This window comes from Kitasatospora sp. NPDC040550, assembly GCF_055594965.1.
Window position 1 is genome coordinate 1 of the sequence record NZ_JBVIWC010000064.1, and the last position, 1,394, is coordinate 1,394.

The following is a 1,394-nucleotide window of genomic DNA, read 5'->3' on the forward strand; positions in this document are numbered from 1 at the left end:
CTGAGACCTGATGCCGAGCCGATTGTGGTGAAGTGGATGATCCTATGCTGTCGAGAAAAGCCTCTAGCGAGTTTCATGGCGGCCCGTACCCCAAACCGACTCAGGTGGTCAGGTAGAGAATACCGAGGCGTTCGGGTGAACTATGGTTAAGGAACTCGGCAAAATGCCCCCGTAACTTCGGGAGAAGGGGGGCCATTCCTGGTGACGAGTCTTGCACTCTGAGCTGGGGGTGGCCGCAGAGACCAGCGAGAAGCGACTGTTTACTAAAAACACAGGTCCGTGCGAAGCCGTAAGGCGATGTATACGGACTGACGCCTGCCCGGTGCTGGAACGTTAAGGGGACCGGTTAGCTCTGATTCGTCAGGGCGAAGCTGAGAACTTAAGCGCCAGTAAACGGCGGTGGTAACTATAACCATCCTAAGGTAGCGAAATTCCTTGTCGGGTAAGTTCCGACCTGCACGAATGGCGTAACGACTTCTCGACTGTCTCAACCATAGGCCCGGTGAAATTGCATTACGAGTAAAGATGCTCGTTTCGCGCAGCAGGACGGAAAGACCCCGGGACCTTTACTATAGCTTGATATTGGTGTTCGGTTCGGCTTGTGTAGGATAGGTGGGAGACTGTGAAGCAGCAACGCCAGTTGTTGTGGAGTCGCCGTTGAAATACCACTCTGGTCGTGCTGGATGTCTAACCTGGGTCCGTGATCCGGATCAGGGACAGTGTCTGGTGGGTAGTTTAACTGGGGCGGTTGCCTCCTAAAGGGTAACGGAGGCGCCCAAAGGTTCCCTCAGCCTGGTTGGCAATCAGGTGTTGAGTGTAAGTGCACAAGGGAGCTTGACTGTGAGACTGACGGGTCGAGCAGGTACGAAAGTAGGGACTAGTGATCCGGCGGTGGCTTGTGGAAGCGCCGTCGCTCAACGGATAAAAGGTACCCCGGGGATAACAGGCTGATCTTCCCCAAGAGTCCATATCGACGGGATGGTTTGGCACCTCGATGTCGGCTCGTCGCATCCTGGGGCTGGAGTAGGTCCCAAGGGTTGGGCTGTTCGCCCATTAAAGCGGTACGCGAGCTGGGTTTAGAACGTCGTGAGACAGTTCGGTCCCTATCCGCTGTGCGCGTAGGAGTGTTGAGAAGGGCTGTCCCTAGTACGAGAGGACCGGGACGGACGAACCTCTGGTGTGCCAGTTGTCCTGCCAAGGGCATGGCTGGTTGGCTACGTTCGGGAGGGATAACCGCTGAAAGCATCTAAGCGGGAAGCCTGCTTCGAGATGAGCACTCCCACCTCCTTGAGAGGGTAAGGCTCCCAGTAGACGACTGGGTTGATAGGCCGGATATGGAAGCCCTGTGAGGGGTGGAGTTGACCGGTACTAATAGGCCGAGGGCTTGTCCTCAG

Annotated in this window: 1 rRNA gene; it reads left to right on the forward strand. The window is 56.2% G+C overall.

The features are described from left to right. A 23S ribosomal RNA gene (locus ACZ58X_RS40185) occupies nt 1-1,392 on the forward strand; the annotation flags it as partial. Nucleotides 1,393-1,394: the final 2 nt, after the last annotated feature.